At 68.8% G+C, this 21058-nt stretch carries 19 protein-coding genes, 1 tRNA gene and 1 riboswitch; of the genes, 10 read left to right on the top strand and 10 right to left on the bottom strand.

Annotated features, from left to right (window positions below):
* The first annotated feature begins 9 nt into the window (after window positions 1–9).
* Both CJZ82_RS08315 and glmM read left to right on the top strand, forming a co-directional pair.
* Window positions 10–222, top strand: a complete 213-nt coding sequence (locus tag CJZ82_RS08315) for a hypothetical protein (protein WP_094555316.1) — start codon at window positions 10–12, stop codon at window positions 220–222.
* Window positions 223–267: 45 nt separating this feature from the next.
* Window positions 268–1677 carry a phosphoglucosamine mutase gene (glmM, locus tag CJZ82_RS08310; protein WP_094555315.1) on the top strand — a complete coding sequence of 470 codons (1410 nt, stop codon included), beginning with the start codon at window positions 268–270 and terminating at the stop codon, window positions 1675–1677.
* Here glmM and CJZ82_RS08305 read toward each other — a convergent pair.
* From CJZ82_RS08305 to CJZ82_RS08290, 4 genes are read right to left on the bottom strand one after another with little or no spacing between them, the layout of a single operon-like run.
* Window positions 1664–2677 (bottom strand): N-acetylglucosamine kinase, encoded by a 1014-nt coding sequence (locus CJZ82_RS08305; RefSeq protein WP_094555314.1) that lies wholly within the window; start codon window positions 2675–2677, stop codon window positions 1664–1666. The genes glmM and CJZ82_RS08305 overlap by 14 nt on opposite strands.
* Window positions 2670–4031: an IctB family putative bicarbonate transporter gene (locus tag CJZ82_RS08300; protein ID WP_094555313.1), complete on the bottom strand. Its 1362-nt coding sequence runs from the start codon at window positions 4029–4031 to the stop codon at window positions 2670–2672. The genes CJZ82_RS08305 and CJZ82_RS08300 overlap by 8 nt, the downstream gene beginning before the upstream one ends.
* Entirely contained in the window at window positions 4031–4741 is a 711-nt protein-coding gene (trmB, locus tag CJZ82_RS08295; RefSeq protein WP_233130129.1) for a tRNA (guanosine(46)-N7)-methyltransferase TrmB, read from the bottom strand. Before trmB ends, CJZ82_RS08300 begins: the two co-directional genes overlap by 1 nt.
* A gap of 6 nt (window positions 4742–4747) precedes the next feature.
* On the bottom strand, window positions 4748–6058 hold the full coding sequence (locus CJZ82_RS08290; protein ID WP_094555311.1) for an FIST N-terminal domain-containing protein: 1311 nt from the start codon (window positions 6056–6058) through the stop codon (window positions 4748–4750).
* A gap of 34 nt (window positions 6059–6092) precedes the next feature.
* Here CJZ82_RS08290 and CJZ82_RS08285 point away from each other — a divergent pair, with 34 nt between their 5' ends.
* The gene (locus tag CJZ82_RS08285) at window positions 6093–6731 is read left to right on the top strand and encodes a DUF3177 family protein (protein ID WP_094555310.1); all 639 of its coding nucleotides are present in this window, start codon (window positions 6093–6095) and stop codon (window positions 6729–6731) included.
* Complete coding sequence (locus CJZ82_RS08280) at window positions 6731–7051, top strand: hypothetical protein (RefSeq protein WP_198949706.1); 321 nt, start codon at window positions 6731–6733, stop codon at window positions 7049–7051. The genes CJZ82_RS08285 and CJZ82_RS08280 overlap by 1 nt, the downstream gene beginning before the upstream one ends.
* Window positions 7052–7073: 22 nt before the next feature.
* Here the strand turns inward: CJZ82_RS08280 and ileS are convergent, their stop codons facing one another.
* Both ileS and CJZ82_RS19475 read right to left on the bottom strand, forming a co-directional pair.
* Window positions 7074–9989, bottom strand: coding sequence for an isoleucine--tRNA ligase (ileS, locus tag CJZ82_RS08275; RefSeq protein WP_233130139.1), 2916 nt, complete (start codon window positions 9987–9989; stop codon window positions 7074–7076).
* Between the two features lie 56 nt (window positions 9990–10045).
* Entirely contained in the window at window positions 10046–10909 is an 864-nt protein-coding gene (locus CJZ82_RS19475; protein ID WP_094555308.1) for a Ycf66 family protein, read from the bottom strand.
* A gap of 54 nt (window positions 10910–10963) precedes the next feature.
* Between CJZ82_RS19475 and CJZ82_RS08265 the strand changes: the two genes are divergently transcribed.
* Window positions 10964–11045 (top strand) — tRNA-Leu (locus tag CJZ82_RS08265).
* A gap of 8 nt (window positions 11046–11053) precedes the next feature.
* Here the strand turns inward: CJZ82_RS08265 and CJZ82_RS08260 are convergent.
* The 3 genes from CJZ82_RS08260 to CJZ82_RS08250 all read right to left on the bottom strand — a co-directional run bounded on the left by CJZ82_RS08260 (window position 11054) and on the right by CJZ82_RS08250 (window position 13150).
* The gene (locus CJZ82_RS08260; protein WP_094555307.1) at window positions 11054–11662 is read right to left on the bottom strand and encodes a HupE/UreJ family protein; all 609 of its coding nucleotides are present in this window, start codon (window positions 11660–11662) and stop codon (window positions 11054–11056) included.
* Window positions 11663–11685: 23 nt separating this feature from the next.
* A riboswitch (cobalamin riboswitch) is annotated at window positions 11686–11860 on the bottom strand.
* Window positions 11861–12237: 377 nt separating this feature from the next.
* On the bottom strand, window positions 12238–12891 hold the full coding sequence (locus CJZ82_RS08255) for a ParB-like protein (RefSeq protein WP_094555306.1): 654 nt from the start codon (window positions 12889–12891) through the stop codon (window positions 12238–12240).
* A 7-nt stretch (window positions 12892–12898) separates the two neighbouring features.
* Window positions 12899–13150: a Nif11-like leader peptide family natural product precursor gene (locus CJZ82_RS08250; RefSeq protein ID WP_233130128.1), complete on the bottom strand. Its 252-nt coding sequence runs from the start codon at window positions 13148–13150 to the stop codon at window positions 12899–12901.
* Window positions 13151–13410: 260 nt separating this feature from the next.
* Between CJZ82_RS08250 and pstS the strand changes: the two genes are divergently transcribed.
* The 5 genes from pstS (at window position 13411) to CJZ82_RS08225 (ending at window position 20025) form a co-directional block, all read left to right on the top strand.
* The gene (pstS, locus tag CJZ82_RS08245; RefSeq protein ID WP_094555304.1) at window positions 13411–14391 is read left to right on the top strand and encodes a phosphate ABC transporter substrate-binding protein PstS; all 981 of its coding nucleotides are present in this window, start codon (window positions 13411–13413) and stop codon (window positions 14389–14391) included.
* Between the two features lie 125 nt (window positions 14392–14516).
* Window positions 14517–15152: a Crp/Fnr family transcriptional regulator gene (locus tag CJZ82_RS08240; RefSeq protein ID WP_094555303.1), complete on the top strand. Its 636-nt coding sequence runs from the start codon at window positions 14517–14519 to the stop codon at window positions 15150–15152.
* A 71-nt stretch (window positions 15153–15223) separates the two neighbouring features.
* Window positions 15224–15928, top strand: a complete 705-nt coding sequence (locus CJZ82_RS08235; protein WP_094555374.1) for a response regulator transcription factor — start codon at window positions 15224–15226, stop codon at window positions 15926–15928.
* 10 nt (window positions 15929–15938) lie between these two features.
* On the top strand, window positions 15939–17069 hold the full coding sequence (locus CJZ82_RS08230) for a cell wall metabolism sensor histidine kinase WalK (RefSeq protein ID WP_094555302.1): 1131 nt from the start codon (window positions 15939–15941) through the stop codon (window positions 17067–17069).
* Between the two features lie 118 nt (window positions 17070–17187).
* Window positions 17188–20025: a bifunctional acetate--CoA ligase family protein/GNAT family N-acetyltransferase gene (locus CJZ82_RS08225; RefSeq protein WP_094555301.1), complete on the top strand. Its 2838-nt coding sequence runs from the start codon at window positions 17188–17190 to the stop codon at window positions 20023–20025.
* Here the strand turns inward: CJZ82_RS08225 and CJZ82_RS08220 are convergent.
* Complete coding sequence (locus tag CJZ82_RS08220; RefSeq protein WP_094555300.1) at window positions 19998–21011, bottom strand: histone deacetylase; 1014 nt, start codon at window positions 21009–21011, stop codon at window positions 19998–20000. The genes CJZ82_RS08225 and CJZ82_RS08220 overlap by 28 nt on opposite strands.
* Between the last annotated feature and the right edge of the window lie 47 nt (window positions 21012–21058).

The raw sequence follows: 21058 nt of genomic DNA, 5'->3' as shown, positions 1-21058 counted from the left end.
GTCAGGCCTATGCCAGTCCCCTGGCCTCGGTGGCTGACCACCCTCCCGGGTGCGGCCGGGCGCCGTCGGGCCTTGCTGGCGCTCGGGCTGGCGATGGTGGCCTATCTGCTGCGTCCGCTGGGGCCCCTGCGCTGGCTGCCGGGATGGGTGGTGGGCGGTCTGCTGTTGTGGGCGGTCGTGGAGCTGCTGCGCTGGGCCTGGCGGCCGAGGCGCTGGCGGTGAGGTGCAGCCGATCGGCTTAGCCTGATTCCCTTCCTGTCCCCCCTGATGCTGGAGCTGGCTTCTTCCCCCATCGGTGCACCTCTCGGGGAGGGGTGCACCGGTTTCGGCACCGATGGCATCCGGGGCGAGGTGGGCAGCCTGATCACACCGTTGCTGGCCCTTCAGATGGGCTACTGGTGTGGTCGTGTGCTGCCGCCCGAGCGCCCGGTGCTGATCGGCATGGACTCCCGCCACAGCGGCCCCATGCTGGCCGCCGCTCTCACCGCCGGGCTGACCGCCGCCGGGCGTGAGGTGTGGAACCTGGGTCTCTGCCCCACCCCGGCCGTGCCCGGCACGATCCGCCGGGTCGGTGCTGCCGGTGGCCTGATGGTCTCCGCCAGCCACAACCCTCCCGGCGACAACGGCATCAAGGTGTTCGGGCCCGCCGGCGACAAGATCGATCGAACCCTGCAGGCGGCGATCGAGGCCGGTCTGCGCGGAGAGGAGGCCGCCACGATCCAGGCCACGGGTGTGAGCGGCCTGCGCAGCTGTGGGCCGGCTCATCAGCGGGAGGATCTGCTCGAGAGTTACCGCGAGGCGTTGATCGCCAGCGTTGGCGGGCGGCGCCTCGATGGCTGCCGCATCGTGCTGGATCTCTGCTGGGGCTCAGCCACCGCCTGCGGGGCCGCGGTGTTCAGGGCCCTGGGGGCGGACCTGATCGTGCTGCACGGCGAACCCGACGGGGGGCGGATCAATGTGTCGTGCGGCAGCACCCACCTGGAGGCCCTGCGTCAGGCGGTGCTGCAATCCGGGGCCCAGATGGGCTTCGCCTTCGATGGCGATGCCGACCGCATGATGGCGGTGGACGGCAAGGGCCGGGTCGTCGACGGCGACCAGGTGCTCTATCTCTGGGGTGGCGCCCTGCTGGAGACCGGCGAACTTCCCGGCCGCCTGCTGGTGGCCACCGTGATGTCGAACCTGGGCTTCGAGCGTGCCTGGCAGGCCAGGGGCGGATTGCTGCAGCGCACCGATGTGGGCGATCAGCACGTGCATGCCGCCATGGAAGCGAGCGGGGCCGGCCTGGGTGGAGAGCAGTCGGGCCACATCCTCTCGGCCCAGCACGGCATGAGCGGCGATGGACTGCTTACCGCGCTGCAGGTGGCCACGTTGATCCACAACGGTGGCGGCTCTCTGACCGACTGGATGGAAGCCAGTTTTCAGCCCTACCCGCAGGCCCTCGTCAACGTCATCGTTCCAGACCGCAACCGCCGTCAGCAGTGGCAGCGCTGCGACCCTCTGCGTCAGGCCGTCGAGCAGGCCGAGCTGGCCATGGCCGGCAGCGGTCGGGTGCTGGTGCGGGCCAGCGGCACCGAACCGCTGCTGCGGGTGATGGTGGAGGCGGCGGAGCAGGAGGCGGTCGATCACTGGTCGTCGCACCTGGCTGCCCTGGCCGCGGCTCACCTCAACCGGAGCTGAGCACCGCCTCCTGCTCCAGCAGTTGACCGGCCAGCTGCAAGGCCCCCTGGCAGGCATCTCCGCGGGGGTGCACCAGCCGTGCCTGCGGTAAGACCAGCTTCAGGCGGCACTGATAGGCGCTGCGGAGCCGGCTGAAGTGACCCAGGGCCCCGCCCAGGCCGCAGACCTCGCCGTCTTCAAGGCCCAGGGTCCGGGCCACGCCCGCCACCAGCCCCACCAGACCCAGGGCCGAGCGTTCCAGCACCTCGATGGCGCTGGGATCCTCCGCTTCCGCCAGGGCATTCACCGCTGGGGCCAGCCGTGCGAATCCTGCTGCTCCGAAGCCGGGCTCCACCACCAGGGCCTTGATCCGCTGGCCCGCCTGCGGGTCGGTGGGATCCAGATTCAGGGCGCTCCACAGGCTCGCCCGCAGGCCACTGCCACTGTCGGGGCGCCGCCCATCGGCCATTTCCAGGGAGAGGGACAGGGCGTCGCGGCCGATGTCGCAGGCGGAGCCGGAGCGATCCAGCAGCCACCCCCAGCCGCCGCAGCGGTGTTCCTCTCCCTGGGCGTTCCGGCCCAGGGCGATGCAGCCGGTGCCGCTGATCACCACGATGCCGGCTCTGCCGCCGAAAGCTCCGTGCAGGGCGGTGCGCTCATCACCGCTCACCAGCACCCGTTGCAGCGGCAGGCCCAGGGCTGCGGCGGCCAGGGCCGTGCCGAGCTGCTGCACTGTGCTGCCTTGTTCGATGCCGCTGGCGCCCACCGCGGCCGCCTGGAGCGAGCTGGACAGGGCAAGACCTTCGCTCGTGTGGGTTGCGGCGGCGCGGGCACGCTCCAGGCTGATGGTCAGGGCGGCGCTGAAGCGCTCCTCGCCGGCGGCCGCGGCCAGGTGGCTCACCCCTGGCCCCTCGCCCTCAGCCAGCACCTGCAGGCTGCCGTCACTGCGGCGCAGGGCCAGCCGGCAGGTGGTGTGGGTCTGGCCGGCATCGAAGCCCGCCAGCAGAACCGGTTCAGTCATCCGCCGCCGCCGGCAGGGTGGCCAGGGTGGCGAGGCAGAGCCAGCCCGTGAGCTGCACTTCCGGGCGGAAGAAGATCGTGTCGGTGAGGCCCTGGACACAGAGGCCCAGGATGGCCGCGATCGCCCCAAGGGCCGGCAGCACCTGGGGATGATCGCGCCTGAGCTGGGCCCAGCCCTGTCGCAGGCTGGACTGCAGCAGGCCGAGGCCCGCCAGCAGACCGGGGATGCCCCCCTCCACGGCCAGCTCCAGGGGAATCGAGTAGGCGCTGAGGGCGTTGAACTTCGGTTGCTGGTACAGCGGGTAGATCAGGTTGAAGGCCGTATTGCCGGGGCCGATGCCCAGCCAGGGGCGGTCCTGGACCATCTGCAGCGCCGCCATCCAGACGTTGATGCGGAAGTTGTTGGAGCTGTCCTCCCGGCCCGCCACCAGGCTCATCACCCTGACCCGCAGGGGCTCGATCTGGCTCACGGCCAGCACCAGCACCAGGCCACCACCCAGCAGCAGCAGCAGCGGAAACAACCGGCGCAGCAGGGGCGACCAGTGGCGGCTCGCCCGCAGCGCCAGCAGCAGGGCCAGGCTGCCCAGGGCCACCACCATCCCCATCCAGCCGCCACGGCTGAAGGTGAGCAGCAAGGCCACCGCACCGCTCAGCAGCGCCGAGAGGGCAAAGAGACGAGGCAACGGTCGTCGCCAGCGCAGCAGGGCCACTGCCGCCAGGGGCAGGATCGGCAGCAGGTAGCCAGCCAGCAGGTTGGGGTTGTCGAGGGTGCTGTAGATCCGCACCGTGCCTTCAGCCACAGAGTTCGGATCGGACCAGCGGGCCAGGGCGGAGCTGTCGCCGTAGAGCTGGCGTATGCCGATCACAGCTGTGATCAACGAACCGCTCAGCAGGGCCGCCACGATCCGGTCCCACCAGGGTGGAGCGGTGGCGAGCAGCTGGCGCATCAGGGCATAGACGCCCAGGTAGCTCAGCAGTTTGAGCAGCCCCTTGGCTGCGGCGCTGGGCACGGGCGAGAAGCCGGTGGCCAGCACCGCCACCGCCAGCATCACCAGAAGCCAGCCGCTGATCGGGCCGATGCGGCCGGCGGGGGTGCAGAGGGCCCAGATCAGCCAGAGCAGTCCACTGGAGAGAATCAGCAAGCTCAGCCCGGCCCTGGTGACCAGGGGGAGTCCCGCCATCAGAGCGCAGAGCACCAGCCCGGCCAGCAGCGGCAGATGTCTGGCCAGTGGGCCCGCGGCCGATGAGGCGAACAGGCCCTGCCAGCGCAGCAGCCAGGGCACCCGCGGCTCGCGCTCCTGGGCGCCGGTGCCCTCAACAGCGGCAGAAGCTGAGCGGGTGGTGGGGGCGGACATCAGCTGCCGGCGAGGCTGGCCGACGGATTATGGGCGGCATCGGCCCTCGACTCCAGGGCTGGCTGGGGATGGAGGCAGGGCTGATCACCGCGCCGGTAGAGCACCCGGTACACCGGCAGCCCCTGGCTGAGCACGATTCGCTCCCGCTCCGTCGCCACAGGCAATGGGTTGTCACCCCGCCAGGGGCGCCCGTCCTCCGGGGGACGCAGGAACCAGCCGCTGGCTTCGGTGAGCGCCACCATCGGCTCGATCACCGCTGCCACATCGCTCTGCAGAAACAGCTCAGCCCCTGCAGGCAGGGACGCGGCCAGGGCCTGCAGCAGATCGGGCTGCAGCACCCGTCGCTTGTGGTGCCGGCTCTTGAACCAGGGGTCGGGGAACTGGATCGTCACCCGCTGCAGCGAACCGGCAGGCAGGTTCCGCAGCCAGCTCAGCAGGCTCACGTTGGCGTTGCAGAAGAGGAAGCGCAGATTGCCGCTGGCCTGCGCCTGGCGGTCTCGCTTGGCGGCCTCCACCAGCGGCCGGCGGATCTCGACCCCAAGAAAGTTCCACTCAGGCTGAAGTGGCGCCATCGCCAGCAGAAAGCGGCCACGGGCGCTGCCGATGTCGAGGTGGAGCGGCTGCTCGGGCCGCGCAAACAGCTCGATCAGCGGTGGGAGCACAAGAGGTTGCTGGTGCACCCGCGAGAGGGGGTTGACGTGCTGGCGCACCACCGCTCAGGCCTCCGGCAGCGGTTCCAGTGACGGCTCGACGCTCGGCCGTGGCACCAGGAAGCCGCAGCTGGCTGTGTAGCCGTGCAGATAGGTCGTGCCCCCCACCGGGCCGATTTCTCCGTTGCAGAAGGCTCCTGCCATCGGCAGAACCGGAAATTCACCCTGGGCGATCCTCACGTCGCCATCGGCTTCGCCATAGAGCCCCTTGCCCCGGCCCAGGCAGGCGAAGAGCAGTCCCGCCAGGGGCCGCTCGGAGGATCCGGCCTGGCTGCGCAGCAGCTGCCGCAGCTCCTGACGGGAGGCGTCGGCATCGCGGAGCTGGAACTGCACCTGCTGGCCCACCCGCAGGCGTTCGGCCACTGCCACCGCCCCGTTGCGAGGATCCACCCCGATCAGGTTCCTCACCAGAAAGGCCGTGGTCTCGGCGTCTTCCCCGTCGCCTGCCATGTTGAAGCTGTTGCGCGCCACTCCGAGGAAAAGGGAGTGGCGAACCAGTTCCCGCTCGGCAGGGCTGAGGGTCTGCAGGATCGTCTGCAGACAGTTCACCGGGGTGTTCTGCTGGTCGCCGCGGCTCAGCTGCAACACCACATTGCGCTCGGCTTTCTCGATCTCGAACACCGGGCCGATCGGCCGGCAGCCCTGGGCCACCACCGGATCGATGGTCCAGCTGCCGCCGATCAGGCAGCCCACAGCCCCGGTCACCACCCGTTCGTTGAACAGCAGTGATCCATGGCTGGCGCTGTGGGGGCCGGCGATGCCACCCACCTTGGCCAGGCCCGGAAAGGCGTAGTCGAGACCACTGATCAGGTCGTTGATGGCCTGGCAGGTGGGATCCACAAACAGCAGCATGGCGTCGGCCCGCTCCGGATCGGCCCCCACCCAGTCAATCCAGTCGCGGCTGTCACCATCGAGATCGGGCAGCTGGTCGGTGTCGAGTTCGAACAGCTGCAGGTCGGCTCCGGGCAGGCGCAGCAGCATCACGCTCAGCGCCGCTTCCTGCTCCACTTCATGGGCGATGCCGCTGGCCCCGGTCCCCACCACGCCACCGCCGGCGGCGCCGAGCCAGTGGCGGGCCCGCAGACGGGTGCGCAGCAGCGGCAGCAGCCGCGGCAGGTCGCTGGCATAGCTGGTGGAGCCGAACACCAGGGCCAGATCGGCCTCCCCACGGGCCGCGGCGCCAAAGCTTTTGGCATTCAGCTGTTGCACCACCTCGTTGACGGCGTCCTCAAGCGATGGGTGGCGCGAGAGTGCCGTGCGGCAGGAAGCCTGCTCATCACCGCGGCGGAGCCAGGAGAACAGGGGAGGCGCAGGCATTGACCGAACCTACTGGTGAGGCATGGCGCGGATAATGGCGCCTTCCCGTACCCAAGCTGTACCCGACATGCTGTACCGCACGCTTGTGTGGCTCGACTTCCGTCTTGCGGTGGTCTTCAGCCTGGGTCTGCCGCTGGTGCTGCTGATCTGGGCGGCGTTGCGACGGGAGGGGGCGCTGCTGCGGCTGATGTCCATCTACTGGAAGGTGGCCAGTCTGCTGGCGATCGCCTTGCTGTTGTTCGTCGATGCCCGGCCCCTGGCCTATCCGCTGATGATCGTGGCGAAGCTGCTGATGGTGGCGTCGCTTTGGTTCTGGGTGGATCTGAACGAGGAACTGGCCGATCTGCCACCCTGGCGCCCCCTGCCGCTCACGGTGCGCAGCTGGCGCTGGGCAATCACGGCCTTCGGCCTGCTGGGGGCCGGCCTTGGCGTGGGCGCCATGGGCTGTGGGCTGGGTGTGGCCGGCAGCGCCTTCTGCCAGACCTGGCTGGAGGCACCGCGTCGCCTGCACGGTGTCGCCGCTCAGGTGTTCTCCTTCGTCTTCGGCGCCGACCTCACCCCCACCCTCACCGCCTTCTTCGGCTACCTGGCCCTGGTGGCCTACGTGGTGGGCCTGCTGCAGTGGATCCTGGTACGCCTGCCCCGTCAGGGACGGGTGGCGGGAGGGTTCTGATGGGCGTCAGTCTGATCGCCCAGCTCGAAGCAATCAGCCGCAGCCATCCCGATCGCGTGCTGCGCTTGCGGGGCACCCTGCCGCTAACGCATGCCGGCCTGCCGCCGACGCAGCAGGAGGCCTTCGAGCTGCTTGTCTTCCGGGGCTTCTCCTGCAGCGTCACCCACCCCACCGCCTTCGATCCCGACCAGAGCTGCCTGCCGGACGGGGCCGTCATCAGCGAGGCCGAGCTGCTGCAGGGCCCCCTCGATCCCTCCGCCGAGCGGATCCTGGCCGGCCCGGTGGATCCTGAGCACTTTCTCGATCCCGTCCACTGGTGAGCATGCGGCCGGGGGCCCGTGCTCAGCCCTCCAGCACGGCCACGCAGCGGCCGCAGAGGCTCGGGTGGGAGGCATGGCTGCCGATATCGGTTTCCATGTGCCAGCAGCGCTCACATTTGCTCCCCTCGGCCCGGGCGATGCGCACGGTGATGCCCCCTTCACTGGCTTCGGCCAGGGGATCGGCCAGGGGCTGGGCGCCGGGGCCGCGCCGTTCCAGCTGGGAGACGATCAGCCAGTCGGCCAGGTTGTCAACGGAGGGATGGGGGCTGGCCTGCAGCACCTCCAGCGCGGCGCCAAGGGCTGCGGCGCGATCACCGCTCCCCAGCTCCAGTTCCACCCTGGCCTCCAGGGAGGCCCCCAGATCGGCGTTGGTGCGGGAGCTCTCGAGCTGGCGATTCACAAGCCCGCGCAGGTCCAGCAGCGGCCGCAGGGGCTCCACCAGGGCCGCCTCACGCCAGGAGTCCGGTGCCGTGGGCCAGCCCCGCTCAAACACCGAGCGCTCCGCCACCGGGTAGGGCAGGTTCTGCCAGATGTCCTCGGCCATGTGGCAGAGCACCGGCGCAATCAGGCCGGCCAGGCGCTCCACCACCAGGGCCAGCACCGTCTGGCAGCTGCGGCGGCGGAAGTCGTCGGCCCCGCTCACGTAGAGCCGGTCCTTGGCGATGTCGAGGTAAACGTTGGAGAGGTCCACCACGCAGAAGTTCTGCAGCGCCTGAAAGAACCGGTAGAACTCGTAGCGCTCGAAATCGGCTGTCACCGCGTCGATCAGGCTGGCGGTGCGCTCCAGCATCCAGCGGTCGAGCAACGGCAGATCGGCGATCTCCACCGCATCTCCCCCTGCCGCCGCAGGCCTCGGGTCGAAGTCGTGCAGGTTGCCCAGCAGGTAGCGGGCCGTGTTGCGCACCTTGCGGGTCACATCGGCCAGCTGTTTGACGATGCCCGGCCCCAGGGGCACATCGGCTGAGTAATCCACCGAACTCACCCACAGGCGCAGCACATCGGCGCCGTAGGGGGGCTGCTGCTTCTCGTTCTTGCCGCCCTCCACCAGCACGGCCGGATCGACCACATTGCCAAGGGATTTGCTCATCTTGCGGCCCTTCTCATCGAGGGTGAAGCCGTGGGTGAGCACCCGCCTGTAGGGGGCCTGGCCGTTGACAGCCACGGAGGTGAGCAGGCTGCTCTGGAACCAGCCCCGGTGCTGGTCGGAGCCTTCCAGATAGAGATCGGCGGGGTAGCGCAGCTGGGTGGTCTCAGCGGCCGCTGCTGCATCTCCCGTGTTCAGACCGCCCAGCACTCCGGCCCAGGAGGAGCCGGAATCGAACCAGACGTCCATGGTGTCGGTGCCCTTGCGCCACTGGTCGGCCTCGGCGGCGAGCGAGGGCGGCAGCAGCTCGGCCTCGCCTCTCTCCCACCACACATCGGAGCCGTGCTCGGCGATCAGCGCCTCGACGTGGGCGAGGGTGTCGGCATTGAGCAGGGTCTCGCCGGTTTCACGGTGGTAAAAGACGGGGATGGGCACGCCCCAGGTGCGCTGGCGGCTGATGCACCAGTCGCCGCGGTCGCGCACCATCGCCTCGATGCGGTTGCGGCCGCTGGCGGGCAGCCAGTCGACGGCGGCGATCGCATCCAGGGCCTGGGCGCGGAAGCCCTCCACGGAGGCGAACCACTGCTCGGTGGCGCGGAAGATCGTCGGTTTCTTGGTGCGCCAGTCGTAGGGGTAGCGGTGCTCGTAGGGCTCGTGGCGCAGCAGGGCGCCCGCGGCCTCGAGGGCGGAGATGATCGCCGGATTGGCGTCCTTGAGCACATTGAGGCCGGCGAACGGGCCGGCTTCCGCCGTGAGGGTTCCCGCCTCATCGACCGGGCAGAGCACCGGCAGGCCTGCTTTGCGGCCGGTGTTGAAGTCGTCGACGCCGTGGCCCGGGGCCGTATGGACCAGGCCCGTGCCTGCTTCGGTGGTGATGTAGTCGCCGCCGATCACCACCGGGCTGGTGCGATCGAAGAGAGGGTGGCGGTATTCGACCCCTTCCAGCTCCGCGCCCCTGAGGGTGAGCAGCGGTTCGAGCTCCAGCTGCAGGCTGCTGCGCAGACTCTCCACCAGGGAAGCGGCCACGATCAGGTGGCGGCTGGTGCGGTAGCCGTTGCCTTGATCGCCCACGCGGCAGAGGGCGTACTCCAGCGAGGCATTCACCGACACCGCCAGGTTGGCGGGCAGGGTCCAGGGGGTGGTGGTCCAGATCGCCACTGCCAGATCGCCTTCCGCCGGGGTGGTGGCCGCCTCGGCGGAGGTGAGGCCAATGGCGGTGAGCCGGGTGCCCAGGCCGCCTGGCAGGGCCACCACCGGGAAGGCCACGTAGATGCTGGGGGATGTGTGGCCGTCGGGGTACTCCAGTTCCGCTTCGGCCAGGGCGGTGCGGGAGCTGGGGCTCCAGTGCACCGGCTTGAGACCCCGGTAGATGTGGCCAGCGAGAACCATCCGGCCGAACACGCCGATCTGGGCAGCCTCGTAGGCCTTGTTCAGCGTCAGGTAGGGCTGCTCCCAGTCGGCCCAGATGCCCCAGCGCCTGAAGCCCGCCTTCTGGCTCTCCACCTGCTCAAGGGCGTAGGCGTGGGCACGACGGCGCAGGTCGATCGGGGTGAGCGCCGAGCGCTCCGCGCTGGAGAGGCTCTGCAGCACCTTGAGCTCGATCGGCAGCCCGTGGCAGTCCCAGCCCGGCACGAAGCGGGCCCGTCGGCCGCGCAGCAGGGAGTACTTGTTGAGGATGTCCTTGAGGATCTTGTTGAGGGCATGGCCCACATGCAGTGGCCCATTGGCGTAGGGAGGGCCGTCGTGGAGGGTGAACACCTCACCGGGATTCTCACGGCTGAGCCGCCGGTAGAGGTCCAGCTCCGCCCAGAAGGCCTGCAGCTCCGGTTCACGGGTTTTCGCGTTCGCCCGCATCGAGAACGGGGTCTGCAGCAGGTTGAGCGTGTCTTTGTAGGAAGCCGGGCTGGCGGTCACAGCGCCTGGGGGGGCAGCAAGGGCGAATTATCGACCCCAGCCCCCGGGGCCTCCCCGTCGCCGTCTGCAGCAGGCTCAGCCACCGCTTCTTCGTCTGATTCTTCTCCTGAACTTCCGCTGGGATCCGCGCCTGGGTTTGTAGCGCCGGCCTGCTCGATCAGCTGCTCGATCTCGGCAAATGACCCCACCGTGGTCACGTCTGCGTCGTCGTCCTTATCAGCTGCTGGCGGCGCCATAGTTGCTGGCGGCGGCTCAGCGGCTGGCGCTGCTTCGGGAGGCAGGGGCTTTTCAGAAGCCTCAGCCACCGCCTCAGCCTCAGGGAACGCCGCAGCCTGTGTTTCCGCGACCACAGGCTCAGCCTCCGGGAGCTCAGTCTCAGCAATTTCAGGCTGAGCAACCACGGGCTCAGCAACCTCAGGCTCCGGGCGCACCCAGCGCTTGGTGGTCTCGCGGGCTTTGGAGCTGGCTTCGCGCCGCTCCTTCAGCCAGGAGACCAGCACGCCCAGTTTCGATCCCGCCAGGCTGAGCAGCCCCATCAGGGCAGCAGCCAGTTGCTGCAGGCTGGTGCGCCAACGCTCCGCGCCGGTGAGGCGTACCTGCTCCTCGCGGCTGAGCTGACGCCAGCGGCCCAGGCCCACTTCCGTGCTCAGCCGGCCGATCAGCAGGCCGCCGCAGAGAACGGCCAGCATCGGTGCCCCGCTGAGGCGCTCGGCGCTGGTGACCAGCACCAGTCCCAGGACCAGCACCAGGGCGCCCCAGACCGAATCGCGGGGGCGGCTGAGCTCGGGGACCAGCAGGGGCAGCAGCAGCACCAGCAGACCGGCAAGAAGTGCCAGGAATCCACCGAGGGTGGCGAGCATGGCGACAGAGGCGGCGGTGCGGCCATTCTGAGCCGCTCTATACAGTCAGGTCACGCCCACCTGGCGGAATTGGTAGACGCGCTGGTTTTAGGTACCAGTGGCTTCGGTCGTGGGGGTTCAAGTCCCCCGGTGGGCATCGCTGAATCAGCGCAGCAGCAGGGCCAGTGGAGCGAAGGCCACCAGGCCTCCGCCGATCGCCAGGACCTGTGCCAGCCGGGTGGTGACGCTGCGAGGCAGACGGCGCAGCACCAACAGGGTGGTGCCGCTCACCAGCACTGAGCCGGCGAGGGCCCCCAGCCACCAGGAGAGGGAGGTTTGATCGCTGGGGGCTTCCAGCCCGTGCAGCATGGCGTGGACCGCCACGGCGGCGGCCACCAGACCTCCCCAGAGGCTGAGCCGCGAGCCGTAGCCCTTGGTCTCGGCCCACAGGATTGAGCCGGCCACGGCGGTGATGGCCAGGGCCGCGAGCAGTTCACCGAAGGGCAGGCTGCCGCCCATCGCTCCGAACACTCCACCGGCGACGGCGCCCGCCAGGGCCCAGACCAGCAGGGTCGAAGACATGGCGGCGGAGGCGGCGCCAACGCCGATCAACAGCAGCAGGTGGTCGAGGCCTGCGAGGGGATGAAGGAAGCCTGAGCCGATGCCTCCATAGGCGAGGCCATGGGCCTGGGCAGGCTGGCCAGCCAGGGCGAAGGCCACAGCGGCCAGGCCGCTGTAGAGGGCCATGGTGCTGCTGCTGGGGAATCTGCTCATTGAGGGGTAACGGTCCGCGCCGGGGGGTGGGGTACTGAGACGGCGAGCGTTCTGGCTGAGGGGCGCCTCCGCAGAGGAGCTCCATCACAGCTGCGGGACAGCGCCGGATTCAACAGGGCCGGCAGGGCCCCATCACACCGGACTTTCCTCCTTGCCTCCAGGGAGTGAACCACTGGAACCGTCTCAAGCATTCTGGACCTTTCTGGCGTGCCTGGCCGCCCATGGTCTGATCAGCCCCGCCAGGCGGGCCGCTCGTGTCCGCTGGCACTGACCATGGCCATGCAGCGCACAGTCGTGAACGCTGCTGCTGCCTAGCTTTCTCGCCATGGACATGTCTTCGATTCCTACTGCAGGCGCCGCGGTTGAGCCGATCCGGCTTCGTCCCATCGGGGTCTGCCTTGATGAGCCCTGGGCGTCGGGGCAACGCAAGCGCTACCTGGCCAGCCTCGACGTGATGCCGACGGCGATTCCCAGCCCCGGGGCCGGGTCGGCACCGATCACGATCAGGTCCGGTCCAGTCCGGGCAGCCGCCGCTGAGCGCAGAGCAAACACACAGCTGGCACAGGAGTGGCCTGTCAGCCCTTCCAGCCCGCCAGCCCCCGGGCCGCCTGGGAGCGGGCCAGGGCGCGGGCGGCCGGCAGAGCCGGCTCCAGCCGCAGTGAGCTGAATGGCGGCAGGCTGCGGCTGCGCAGCCAGGCGCCCCAGCGGAACTCGTGGAAGGGGATCAGCGGCGCCGGCGCGATCAGCCTCTCCTGCTTGAGCTTCCAGACCAGGCTGCGGTAGGGGTCATCCTCCAGGCCGAGCAAAGTGCGGGGCAGGCGCTGGGGTGGCTGGGGCCCCTGGCCGCGGCCGTCGTGGAGGTAGAGCCAGCCGCGGTCCAGCAGTTCGGCCAGAGCCTGCTCCCGCTCGCGGCTCTCGAGCTGGAGTGCCACATAGCCGAAGGCGGTGGCAGCAGCGTCGAGCTCCAGCAGCGCGCGCAGACGGTGGTGGCGATCCACCATCCACAGGGCCCCATCGCCGCTGCGCACCAGGGGTACAGGTTTGCCGCTGAGGTAGCGCCTGCGCTGGTTCGAACTTTCCTCGGCGAAGTCGGCCTGACGCTGGCGGATCTCGGCCAGCCCCACGCAGAGCTGGGTGGGTTGGAGCTCCGCCACGGCCACCTGCAGCAGTTTTCCGGGGGACTCCGGCGGCGGCGGCAGGGGCTCGAAGGGGGGCAGGCGCAACACCATCGGACGCTCAGCGCAGCTTGTCGCGTTGGAGGAAGACCCGGATCAGCTTTTCGTCCATCAGCCCCAGCCTTGCCCGGGGCGCTTCCTGGCAGCGCTCGAACAGCTCCAGCAGGGTGGCGGCGGACACCCGGTGGCCCCGTTCCTTGGCCAGCTGGGCCACCTCCTCGGCGGTTTCCAGCAGGTTCAGCGCTTCGCGCAGCTCCTCGTCGGAGCCGATTCGGGCAAGGAAGTCAAAGACGTCGTCGATGTCCTGGCTCATGACCTGCAGAGGATTCGGCGTGTCCACTCTCCACCCCGGCTGGCGGTCGTCTGTGGCGGCGGCAGCCTCGGGGAAGGCTTGCCTGCTTAGGACTCCAGAGGATGGTGGAGGCGAATAAGAGCAACAGAATTGTCGGCCAAGATGCTTATGAGAGGAGTTCCGGATCTTGAAACCCGATCTTGATGCAAGCTTAACCGGGTCATAAATTGCGCGGGGTTGACTCGTTGCTACATAGAGATCGCTCCCCATTGGCGCTTGTGATGACCTTCGTGAAGAAGGCCTTTGTCTTCAGTGTTCTGACCGCACTTGGTGCCGGTGCCGCGGCCACCGCTCAAAACGCCCTCAACGGCGCGGGAGCCACCTTCCCGGCCCCCTTCTACCAACGCGCCTTCGCTGATCTCGCCAGCTCAGGTGGCCCTCAGGTCAACTATCAATCGGTGGGATCCGGCGCAGGTGTGCGTCAGTTCATTGCCGGCACCGTTGACTTCGGGGCCACCGATGAGCCGATCAGCGCTGCCGATGCCGCCAAGGTGAAGCGCGGTGTAGTTCAACTGCCCACGGTGGGTGGCACGATCGCCATCGCGTACAACAAGCCGGGTTGCTCTCTCAAGCTCACCCAGAAGCAGGCTGCCGAAATCTTCCTGGGTGCGATCACCGACTGGAAGCAGCTCAAGTGTGCCCCCGGCAAGATCACCGTGGTGCATCGCTCCGATGGATCTGGCACCACTTTCGCCTTCACCAACTCCCTCTCTGCGTTCTCGCCGGCCTGGAAGAGCAAGGTGGGTGAGGGTAAATCGGTGAAGTGGCCCGTGGGCGTAGGCGGCAAGGGCAATGAGGGAGTGGCTGGTGTGGTTCAGAACACCCCCGGCTCGATCGGTTACCTCAACCAGGCCTTCGTCAAGGGTCCGATCAAGGCGGCAGCCCTGCAGAATAAGGCGGGCAAGTTCGTGAGTCCCAACCTGAAGAGTGGTGCCGCGGCCCTGAACAACATTCGCCTCAATTCCAGCCTGGCTGGTGAGGATGCCAATCCCGCCGGCGCCGACAGCTACCCCATCGCCACTCTCACCTGGGTTCTGGCGTACAAGTCGGGTAATGGTGCAAAAGCCCCGCGCATTCGCCAGGCGATTTCCTTCCTGTTGAGCCCTAAAGCCCAAGGGAAGGCCGATGATCTTGGTTATGTCCCCCTGCGGGGCAGTGTGCTCAATTCGGCCAAGAAAGCCGTGGGCAACATCGGCTCCTGAGTTCACGGCCGATCGGGGTCAGGGGGGGGTGAAGCCTTAGCCGTTGCTTAACCGCCCCCTTATCCATTCTTTGCTGGCTTGTCGGTCATCTTCCATACGCTCGGTTGTGTCACCGGAGATTGGCCATGGTTACGACTCCTTTCCGCGATGCCGGCCGCAGCGACGCCATCCGTGAGGTGTTGGAAACCAGCTACCGCCAGCGCCAACTTCTGCATATAGGCGCGGGCAGCGCCGTTCCTCTGCTCAAGAACACCATCTGGCTGGTGGTGCGAGGCATGGTCAAGCTGGAGGCCGTCACCATCCACGGCGATCCGCTGCTGCTAGGCCTGGCCGGCCCCAATGAGCCCTTCGGTGAGCCGCTCACCAACGTGCAGGCCTATGAGGCCTGCACCCTCACCGATTCCGATCTGCTCTGTCTCACCTGTGCGGAGATCGAGCAGGCCCCCCATCTGGCCATGGCCGTGATGCAGGCCGTGATCAGTCGTCATCGCCAGGCGGAAACCCTGCTCTCCCTGCTGGGTCTGCGCCGGGTGGAAGAGCGGGTGCGCGGCTTCCTGGAACTGCTGGCTCAGGACTACGGCCAGGCCTGTGAGGAAGGCCTGCGGCTCAATCTGCGTCTCACCCATCAGGAACTGGCCAGCGCCCTCTCCACCACCCGGGTCACGGTCACACGGGTGATCGGTCTGCTGCGCGACGAGGGCTGGCTCAAGATCGATGCCCAGCGCCATCTGGTGATCAGCCACCTGCCCCGGCGCCATTGAAGTCCCGTCCTTTCTCCCATGCCGGGATGGCCTAAATTTTGAACGATCAGTCAGTGGGCCCGGACGATCCCATGCCCCGTCTGCTCATCGTCGATGACGACGACGGCATCCGCACCACCCTGGAAGAGGCTCTGGCCCAGGAAGGTTTTGATGTGGCTTGTGCCGCCGATGGCCGTCAGGCCATCCGCCAGTTCGATGCGTCCCAGCGCCAGGGAGCCACGGGCTTTGATCTTGTGCTGCTGGATCTGATGCTGCCGGGGGTCGGGGGGCTGGATGTCTGCCGCCACCTGCGCCGCCATGATTCCCACATCCCGATCCTGATGGTGAGTGCCCGGGACACGGAAACGGACCGGGTGCTGGGACTGGAGCTCGGTGCGGACGATTACCTGGTGAAGCCTTTCGGGCTGCGTGAACTTGTGGCTCGTTGCCGCGCCCTGCTGCGCCGCAGCCAGCAGACGATCGAGCGCTTCCCCGTCGGTGAGGTCGTTCATCACAGGGATCTGACCCTCTACCCCGATGAGTACCGAGTCACCCGTGACGGTGAGACGGTGAACCTCTCCCCCAAGGAATACCGGCTGGTGGAGTTCTTCATGCAGAACCCTGGCCGTGTCTGGAGCCGCAACCAGTTGATCGATCAGATCTGGGGTACCGACTACGTGGTCGATACCAAGACCGTGGATGTGCACATCCGCTGGCTGCGCGAGAAGCTTGAGACCAATCCCTCCGCTCCCGAGCACATCCTCACGGTGAGAGGCTTCGGCTACCGCTTCGGTTGAGCTCCTGGCCATGACGCTGCTGCTGGCCCTTGGCCTTGGTGTGCTGCTCGGCTGGGTCCTGGCCCGTGGCCGGCGCAGGCCTCAGGAGCTTGCGGCGCCCGAGGCCAGTGGCCAGCAGCTCCTGCCGGGGCTGGGGCGGTTGCAACTGCTGGCCTGGTTGGAAGGAGCGCCCCAAGGCTGGTTGGTGATCGATGGGGAGCAGCGAATCCAGGCGATCAATCCCCGGGCCGAGCGCCTGCTGCAACTGCCCGTCGACCGACTGGTGCGAGGCCAGCCGGTGCGTGACGTGATTCAGCAGCCGGACCTGGAGGAGGCGATTCTTGCCGTGGGCCGCCGGGGTCGGCCCCAGCGCCTGGAGTGGTGGCAAGGCAATGAACCGCTCGAGGGGGTGCTGCTGGCAGGGGGAGAGGGTTGGGTGGCGCTCTGGATCAACAGCCGGCGTTCACTGGAATCCCAGCTCAATCAGCAGAGTCGCTGGGTCAGTGACGTGGCCCATGAGCTCAAGACTCCGCTGACCGCCCTGATGCTGGTGGGGGACAGCCTGGCCGCCCAGGCCACCAACTCGAACGTGGTGCTGATCGAACGTCTGCAGCGGGAGTTGCAGCGGCTGGAGAGCCTCGTGGGCGACCTGCTCGAACTCTCCCGCCTGGAGAACAGCCTGCCGCGGGATGACCGGAGATATGAGGTGCTGGATCTCGGCGAGCTGGTGGAGGCCGCCTGGGGCAGCCTGCGCCCCCTGGCCGATCAGCGCGGCATCAGCCTGTCCTTTCCTGAACGTCTGCCGTGCCCCCTCTGGGGAGATCCGTCCCGGTTGCACCGAGCTCTGCTGAATCTGCTCGACAATGCCCTGCGCTACAGCCCCGATGGAGCGGCTGTGGAGGTGAGCGTGGAGGAGAGCGGCCAGTGGTGGGAGCTGACGGTGCGGGATCACGGTTCTGGTTTCAGCGACGAGGACCTCGCCCACATGTTCGAGCGCTTCTACCGGGGCGATCCCTCCCGGGTGCGAAGCCGCCGCGCCGGCAGTGGCCTGGGGCTGGCGATCGTGCAGCAGATAGCCCTCACCCACGCCGGCCGGGTGCAGGGACGTAACCATCCAGGAGGTGGTGGGGTGCTGGAGCTGGTGTTGCCGAAGGGGGTATGAAGCCGGTCCTCGCGGTTCACCAGGGAGGTGGTCACGACTCTGATGGGTGGGATGCGATACAGGCCCCCCGCGCGCCCAGCGGTTGGATGGAAGCACCGCCACACCACCACCGCCTGCCATGACCGACGCGGAGGGCTACCGCCAGGTGCCCGGTCAGGCAGGCGGCAGCGATCCCACCCACGACATCCTGCGCTGCGAGCGGCAACCGCTGCGGGCCCTGTTCCGTCCCGGTTGCGTAGCGGTGATCGGGGCAAGCGAACGGCCCGGCAGCGTTGGTCGCACCCTGCTCTGGAACCTCATCCGTTCTCCCTTCGGCGGCACCGTGTACCCGGTGAACCCCGGGCGACACAGCGTGCTGGGTGTGCGCTGCTGCGCCACGGTGGCGGAGGTGCCCGAGCCGGTCGATCTGGCCCTGATCGCCACGCCGGCGGCCAGCGTGCCCCAGCGGCTGGCGGAGTGCGCGGCGGCCGGGGTGAAGGCCGCGATCGTGATCTCCGCCGGCTTCCGGGAGGTGGGCCCCGAGGGGCTGGCGCTGGAGTCCCAGCTGCGCGAAATCCTGCGGGGCTCCGGCATGCGGCTGCTTGGCCCCAACTGTCTGGGGCTGATGAATCCCCGCCTGGGTCTCAACGCCAGCTTCGCTGCCGGCATGGCGGCGCCGGGGCATGTGGGCTTCCTCAGCCAGTCGGGGGCCGTCTGCACTGCGGTGCTCGACTGGAGCCATCAGCAGGGGGTGGGCTTCAGCACCTTCGTGTCGATCGGCTCGATGCTGGATGTGGGCTGGGGGGATCTGATCACCTACCTGGGCGACGATCCCGCCACCCGCAGCATCGTCATTTATATGGAGGCGATCGGCGATGCCCGCGCCTTCCTCTCGGCGGCGCGGGAAGTGGCGCTCACCAAGCCGATCGTGCTGATCAAGGGCGGCCGCACTGCCGAGGCGGCGCGGGCGGCGGCCTCCCACACCGGTGCCCTGGCCGGCAGTGATGCGGTGCTGGAGGCGGCGCTGCGGCGTTGCGGCGTGCTGCGGGTGGATCGCCTCTCCGACCTGTTCGATCTGGCCGATGTGCTGGCCAAACAGCCGCGGCGACCCGCCGGTCCGCGGCTGGCGATCGTCACTAACGCCGGCGGCCCAGGCGTGCTCGCCACCGACGCCCTGGTGCTCAACGGCGGCCAGCTGGCGGAACTCTCGAGCGAGAGCCTGGCCGCCCTCGATGCCGTGTTGCCGCCCCAGTGGAGCCACGCCAATCCCATCGACATCCTTGGCGACGCCGATCCGGAGCGCTATGGGCGCGCCATCGAGATCGCCCTCGCTGATCCCGGCAGCGATGGCCTGCTGGTGATCCTCACGCCCCAGGCGATGACCGATCCCACCACCACTGCCCAGCGCCTGCGGGAGCTGGCCGAACGCAGCGGCAAACCCCTGCTCGCCAGCTGGATGGGCGGCGATGAGGTGGCCGCCGGCGTGGCGATCCTCAATGCCGCCGGCATCGCCACCAACCCCTACCCCGATGCCGCGGCGCGGCTGTTCAACTCGCTCTGGCGCTTCAGTTACACCCTGCGTGGGCTCTACGAGACCCCCGCGCTGCTGCCGGAGAGCGACGGCGCCGACCATGCCGGCGGCCGCAGGGTGCTGGAGCAGGCCCAGGCCGAGGGGCGCGCGCTGCTCAGCGAGCAGGAGGCCAAGCAGGTGCTGGCCAGCTACGGCATCCCGGTGGTCGACACCCGCCTGGCCCGCAGCGTCGCCGAGGCCCGCTTTGCCGCCGAGGCGATCGGCTATCCGGTGGTGCTCAAGCTCAACAGCCCCACGATCACCCACAAGAGCGACGTGGGTGGGGTGTGGCTGGATCTGGCCTGCGCCGAGGCGGTGGAGCAGGCCTTCACCTCCATGGCAGAGTCGATTCCCGAGCGCTTCGGGGCCCAGGCCTTCGGCGGGGTGACGGTGCAGCCGATGCTGCGACGGCAGGGGGGGCTGGAGCTGATCGTGGGCAGCAGCATCGATCCCCAGTTCGGGCCGGTGATCCTGTTCGGCAGCGGCGGCACCCTGGTGGAGGTGTTCCGCGACAGCGCCGTGGGCCTGCCGCCCCTGAACACCACCCTGGCGCGGCGGTTGATGGAGCAGACCCGCGTGTACGGCGCCCTGCAGGGTGTGCGCGGCGGCCCTCCGGCCGATCTGGAGGAGCTGGAGCGGCTGCTGGTGCGGCTCAGCCAGCTTGTGCTGGAGCAGCCCGCCATCCGTGAGATCGACATCAATCCGCTGCTGGTGCGGCCTGGCGATCGGTGCTGGCCCCTGGTGGCCCTTGATGCCCGCATCCTCATCCAGCCGGTGGCCGGAGCCACCTGCCACCTGCCGCGGCCGGCGATCCGGCCCTATCCCAGCCAGTACGTGCGTCCCTGGCGGCTGCGGGACGGCACGCCGGTGACGATCCGGCCCATCCGCCCCGAGGACGAGCCCCTGCTGGTGGCCTTCCACCGCAACCTCTCGGAAGAGAGCGTGTACACCCGCTACTTCCACATGACCTCGCTGAACCACCGCATCGCCCATGAGCGGCTGGTGCGCATCTGCTTCAGCGACTACGAGCGCGAACTGGCCCTGGTGGTGGACCGGCGCGACCCGGACAGCGGCGAGCACCGGATCCTGGCGGTGGGCCGCCTCAGCCGGCTGCATGAGCGCAACGACGCCGAGTTCACCCTGCTGATCGGCGACGCCCACCAGCACCAGGGGCTGGGCACCGCCCTGCTGGGCCAGCTGCTGCGCTGTGGCCGCGACGAGGGCATCGACCGGGTGACGGCGGAGATCCTGCCCGGGAACGGCGCCATGCAGAGGGTGTGCCGCAAGCTCGGCTTCCAGCTGCGCTCCGGCGACGAGGTGATGGAGGCCTGGATCGATCTGGCCAGCGCTTCGCTGCCCGGCGATCAGGCCAGCGCGGATCAGGCCGCCAGCAGGGCCTCCACGTGAGCGGCGGCTCCGCCCGCCAGCCCCTTCAGGCCATAGCCCCCCTCCAGCACCGACACCAGCCGGCCGCCGGCATGCTCGGTGGCGATGGCCAGGCAGAGCTGGGTGAGGGCGGTGTAGTCGGCGTCCTCGAGCAGGAAGTGGCCAAGGGGATCGTCGCGGTGGCCGTCGAAGCCGGCTGACACCAGCACCAGCTGGGGCCGGAAGCGAGCGACCACCGGCGTCAGGGCGGCGTCCAGAGCCGTGAGTACGGCCTGCCCGTCGCTGTAGGCCGGCAGGGGGCAGTTGAGCGTGAAGCCCAGCCCAGCCCCCTCGCCGCGCTCCTCGGCGGCGCCACTGCCGGGGTAGTTGCCCCACTCGTGCACGCTGGCGTAGAGCACGCTCGGATCACTCCAGAACATGGCCTGGGTGCCGTTGCCGTGGTGCAGGTCCCAGTCGATGATCAGCACCCGCTCCAGCCCGTGCACCGCCTGGGCATGGCGGGCGGCCAGGGCCACGTTGTTGAAGATGCAGAAGCCCATCCCCCGATCGGCCTCGGCGTGGTGCCCGGGTGGCCGCACCAGCGCGAAGGCATGGTTCACCCGCCCGGCCAGCACCGCATCCACCGCCGCCAGGGTGCCGCCGGCCGCCAGCCTGGCCACGTCTTCGGAGTGCTCGCCGATGGTGGTGTCGCCGGTGGAGAGCTGGGCGGCCCCGTAGGCCACCTCACGGCGCACCGTCTGCAGGTAGCTGGCGGTGTGGCAGCGAAGCAGCTCCAGGTCAACCGCCGGTCGGGCCTGGATCAACCGGCAGCGCTGGATCAGGCCGCGGCGCTGCAGCTCGGCCTCGATCGCCTCCAGCCGCTGCGGGCTCTCGGGGTGGCCCAGGCCCGTGTCGTGCAGGCGGAAGGCTGGATCGATCACCAGGCCGATCAGCTGCTTCTGGTTCTGCTCCAGCTCACTGGCCAGCTCGGCAGAGAGCGGCAATTCGCTGGCGGAGCGCAGGGCCATCGAGCGGCACAGAGCTGCTTTCAGGATGACACCCCCGCAGCGCAGCA

This window comes from Synechococcus sp. 1G10, assembly GCF_002252625.1.
In the GTDB taxonomy this organism is placed as follows: domain Bacteria; phylum Cyanobacteriota; class Cyanobacteriia; order PCC-6307; family Cyanobiaceae; genus Regnicoccus_A.
The sequence above is the reverse complement of the archived record's forward strand: the minus strand, read 5'-3'. Positions and strand labels throughout refer to the sequence as shown.